Below are 4602 nucleotides of genomic sequence, written 5' to 3'. Positions count from 1 at the left end.
CGCAGCTTGCCGATGTACTCGGACACCTTGCCGCCAGGCAACTGACCGCCTTCACCGGGCTTGGCGCCCTGAGCCATCTTGATCTGGATCTGGTCAGCAGACACCAGGTATTCGGTGGTCACACCGAAACGACCCGACGCCACCTGCTTGATCTTCGAACGCAGGCTGTCACCTTCCTTCATTTCGTAGTCGGCTTCGATGCGCGAAGCGCCCACGATGTCGGAGACCTTGGTGCCGGCCTTGATCTTGATGCCCTTGAGCTCGTCACGATAACGGCGCTCGTCTTCACCACCTTCACCGGTGTTGGACTTGCCGCCGATGCGGTTCATGGCCAGTGCCAGGGTCGAGTGGGCTTCAGTCGAGATGGAGCCCAGCGACATGGCGCCCGTAGCGAAACGCTTGACGATTTCGGCGGCGGGTTCGACTTCCTCGACGGGAATGGCCTTGGCAGGATCGATCTTGAACTCGAACAGGCCACGCAGGGTCAGGTGGCGCTTGCTCTGGTCATTGATGATCTGGGCGTATTCCTTGTACGTGTCGAACTTGCCGGCACGGGTGGAGTGCTGCAGCTTGGCGATCGCGTCAGGCGTCCACATGTGCTCTTCACCGCGGGTACGCCAGGCGTATTCACCGCCAGCGTCCAGCGCGTTGGCCAGCACGGGGTCGTTTCCAAAAGCCGCCTTGTGGTTGCGGATGGCTTCTTCAGCCACTTCGAACACACCGATACCGCCGACTTGCGTGGGGGTGCCACGGAAGTACTTGTCGATCAGTTCCTTGTTCAGACCGATGGCTTCGAAGATCTGAGCACCACAGTACGACATGTAGGTGCTGATACCCATCTTCGACATGATCTTCGAGAGACCCTTGCCGATGGCCTTGGTGTAGTTGTAGATGGCCTTCTCGGCAGACAGGTCGCCGGGCAGGTCCTTGGCCATACCAGCCAGGGTTTCCATCGCCACATAGGGGTGAACGGCTTCGGCGCCGTAACCAGCCAGCACGGCGAAGTGGTGCACTTCGCGAGCGGTACCGGTTTCCACGACCAGACCGGTCGAGGTACGCAGGCCCTTGCGAACCAGGTGGTGGTGGATGGCCGACAGCGCCAGCAGCGCTGGGATCGCGATGTTGTTGCGGTCCATCTTGCGGTCGGTCACGATCATGATGTTGTGACCGGACTGGATGGCTTCCACCGCTTCAGCGCACAGCGAAGCCAAACGAGCCTCCACACCTTCGTGGCCCCAGGCTGCTGGGTAGGTGATGTCGATTTCGTAAGGCTTGAACTTGCCGCCGGTGTGCTTCTCGATGTTGCGCAGGCGAGCCATGTCATCGAAGTCCAGCACAGGCTGAGACACTTCGAGGCGCATCGGGGGGTTCACCGCGTTGATGTCGAGCAGGTTGGGCTTGGGACCAATGAAGGACACCAGCGACATCACCACCGCTTCACGGATGGGGTCGATCGGTGGGTTGGTCACCTGGGCGAACAACTGCTTGAAGTAGTTGTACAGCGGCTTGTTCTTGTCGGACAGGACGGCCAGAGGCGAGTCGTTGCCCATGGAGCCGGTGGCTTCTTCGCCGTTCTGAGCCATGGGCGCCATCAGGAACTTGAGGTCTTCCTGAGTGAAGCCGAAGGCTTGCTGACGGTCCAGCAGCGACTCGGAGAACTCGCCCACCGAGCCCTTGGCATCGATGGTGTCCAGCTTGACGCGAACGTTCTCGATCCATTGACGGTAAGGCTTGGCCGAAGCGTATTGAGCCTTCAGCTCTTCGTCTTCGATGATGCGGCCTTGTTCGAAGTCGATCAGCAGCATCTTGCCAGGCTGCAGACGCCACTTCTTGACGATCTTGTTCTCGGGGATGGGCAGCACGCCGGACTCGGAGGCCAGCACGACCAGATCGTCATCGGTGATGATGAAACGAGCGGGACGCAGACCGTTACGGTCCAGGGTGGCACCGATCTGGCGACCATCGGTGAAGACCATGGCGGCAGGACCGTCCCATGGCTCCATCATGGAGGCGTGGTACTCGTAGAACGCGCGGCGACGCTCGTCCATGGTAGCGTGTTGTTCCCAGGCTTCCGGGATCATCATCATGGCGGCTTGTGCCAGCGGGTAGCCAGACATGGTCAGCAGTTCGAGCGCGTTGTCGAACGTGGCGGTGTCGGACTGGCCTTCCAGGCTGATGGGGTACAGCTTCTTCAGGTCGTCGCCCAGCACGGGGGACTTCATGACGCCTTCGCGGGCGCGCATCCAGTTGAAGTTGCCCTTCACGGTGTTGATTTCACCGTTGTGAGCGACCATGCGATAGGGGTGAGCCAGCGGCCACTCGGGGAAGGTGTTGGTCGAGAAACGTTGGTGCACCAGCGCCAGCGCCGACACGACGCGCTCGTCCTTCAGGTCGTTGTAGTACTTGCCGACCTGGTCAGCCAGCAGCAGACCCTTGTAGATGATGGTGCGGCACGACATGCTGGGCACGTAGTACTCGGAACCATGGGTCAGGTTCAGGCTTTGAATCTTGCTGGAGGCCGTCTTGCGGATGACGTACAGCTTGCGCTCCAGAGCATCGGGCACCAGGATGTCGGGGCCACGACCGATGAAGACCTGGCGGATGACGGGCTCTTTTTCGCGGACCAGCGGCGACATGGGCATGTCGGCGTCCACGGGCACGTCACGCCAGCCCAGCAGCACTTGGCCTTCGGCCTTGATGGCGCGCTCGAGCTCTTGCTCGCAAGCTTGGCGAGAAGCGCTTTCCTTGGGCAGGAAGATCATGCCCACGCCGTATTCGCCGGGAGGAGGCAACTCCACACCCTGCTTGGCCATTTCGGCACGGTAGAACTCGTCAGGGATCTGGATCAGCAGACCGGCACCGTCACCCATCAGCGGGTCGGCACCCACGGCGCCACGGTGGTCGATGTTTTCCAGGATCTGCAGACCTTGGCGAACAATGCTGTGCGCCTTTTGGCCCTTGATGTGAGCGACGAAGCCCACACCGCAAGCGTCATGCTCGGCGTTGGCGTACATGCCCAGTTCGGCAGCCGCCTGGATTTCCTGACGAGTGGCCACGGCGGTGGCTGCGTCAGACACGGGGGTGATAGGGAACGTCGTTCCCGAAGTCGCCTGGGTCATGAGGGCGCTCCAGATGTTAGTGTGGAAAAACAACACGGGGACGGTCGAGGATACTCTCGTTTGCCCGCAGATTCAAGTTTTAATAAATAGGGTCAGATCAATTTAGCAAGAGCCCAACGGGCACTCCTGAAAATAAATAGGGACAGATCAACTGTCGAGGGACTTTCGGGGCCGCCCGCGCGGACGAGGCGTCAGCCGCCGACCGGCGCTGGCCTCCAGACCGTGCGCCACCTCAGGCGCCATGAGCGCCCATCCTTTATGGACAGCCTGCGCCATGTCCTCGCACAACTTGGCCGAGATCCCCTCCTCCAGTCGCCGACGCCACGCGAGGTCACGCTCGAAGGGCGTGTTACCCAGCGCCCAAAAGAGTGCGTGGTCGCCGATCAACGCATCCGTGCAGAGCCCAAGGTGGTGCCGCGCGCTAGACCAGAGATCATCTTCAACGCGCTGCACCCGCCCAGAGCGCAGCCCATCCGTCTCGACAAAGACCATGGCATCGAGCAAGAAGCGGGCCGGATCCAGCACCGTGGCGCGGTATCGAGAGGCCCACAACCCCCCTTGTCGGGCGTGTCGGGCGTTGTACGCCGCCACATAACGGCGACCGATGGCCTGCATGAACAGGCTGATGGCATCTTCTGCGCCCGGAGTCAGCAGCAACACGAAGTGCTCCGCCCCCACACCGTACGCATGCACCGTCACGCCGTGCAGGCGTGCGGCTTCACGCATGGCCGTGATCAAAGCCTGCCGATCGGTATCGTCACGAGCCAGTTGCTGGCCATCATGCACCCGCTGCACGACCAGATGCGGCCATGCCGCCAGCCCCAAACGCGGCAAACGCGCCATGCGGTCACTCCTCCTTGGTTGGGCGTTGATTATCAAGGGAGGCCGAAGAGATTCGCACCCTTCAGACGAGAACTGAACGACTCTTACCCGCCTATTTGTTGGACGTGGTTCCACCCTCTTCAATGAAGACCAAAAGTCATTTGTCGGATTTTTTCTGACACGACGGACATCCTGCGCCTGACGTGCCTTACAGCGGGCGCCCTATTCAGAAAAACAGACCCGATCTCCAGAATTCATTCCATGCCAGCAACACCCATCGCTGACACCCAAAAGAGACCCAGCAAAACCGCTTTCCAAATCGCTTAAGGAGAACGACATGAACGCCGACCAGATGCTCAACGAAATCCGCGAAGCCAACCTGTCCTACCTGATGCTGGCTCAGAGCCTGATCCGCGCCGACCGCGAGCAAGCTTTGTTCCGCCTGGGGATCTCCGAGGAAACGGCCACGCTGATCAACATGATGACGCCCGCCCAGGTGCTCAAGATCGCGTCGAGCAACACCTTGCTGTGCCGCATGCGTGTGGATGACGATCTGGTGTGGTCGCTGCTGACCAACCACGGCAAGACCGGCAACGACGCGGTGACCCGCCTGCACGCCTCGATCCTGATGGCCGGCCGCCACCAGGAAGCCGCGTAAGCC

The 4602-nt window shown here is 60.9% G+C and carries 3 protein-coding genes; 1 reads left to right on the top strand and 2 read right to left on the bottom strand.

From position 1 onward, the window contains the following. Together ACOYNB_RS14000 and ACOYNB_RS13995 are read right to left on the bottom strand one after the other, a co-directional pair. Positions 1-3014 (bottom strand): glutamate synthase central domain-containing protein (locus ACOYNB_RS14000; RefSeq protein WP_422839606.1); only part of this gene is annotated, 3014 nt, incomplete at its 3' end. 252 nt (positions 3015-3266) lie between these two features. Then, complete coding sequence (locus tag ACOYNB_RS13995; RefSeq protein ID WP_422839605.1) at positions 3267-3962, bottom strand: transposase; 696 nt, start codon at positions 3960-3962, stop codon at positions 3267-3269. A gap of 316 nt (positions 3963-4278) precedes the next feature. Here ACOYNB_RS13995 and flhD point away from each other — a divergent pair, with 316 nt between their 5' ends. Then, positions 4279-4599 (top strand): flagellar transcriptional regulator FlhD, encoded by a 321-nt coding sequence (gene flhD / locus ACOYNB_RS13990; RefSeq protein ID WP_374255479.1) that lies wholly within the window; start codon positions 4279-4281, stop codon positions 4597-4599. Positions 4600-4602 lie beyond the last annotated feature (3 nt).

The organism is Aquabacterium sp., assembly GCF_049317225.1.
GTDB lineage: Bacteria > Pseudomonadota > Gammaproteobacteria > Burkholderiales > Burkholderiaceae_C > Aquabacterium.
This window is presented reverse-complemented; position numbering and strand designations above follow the sequence as displayed.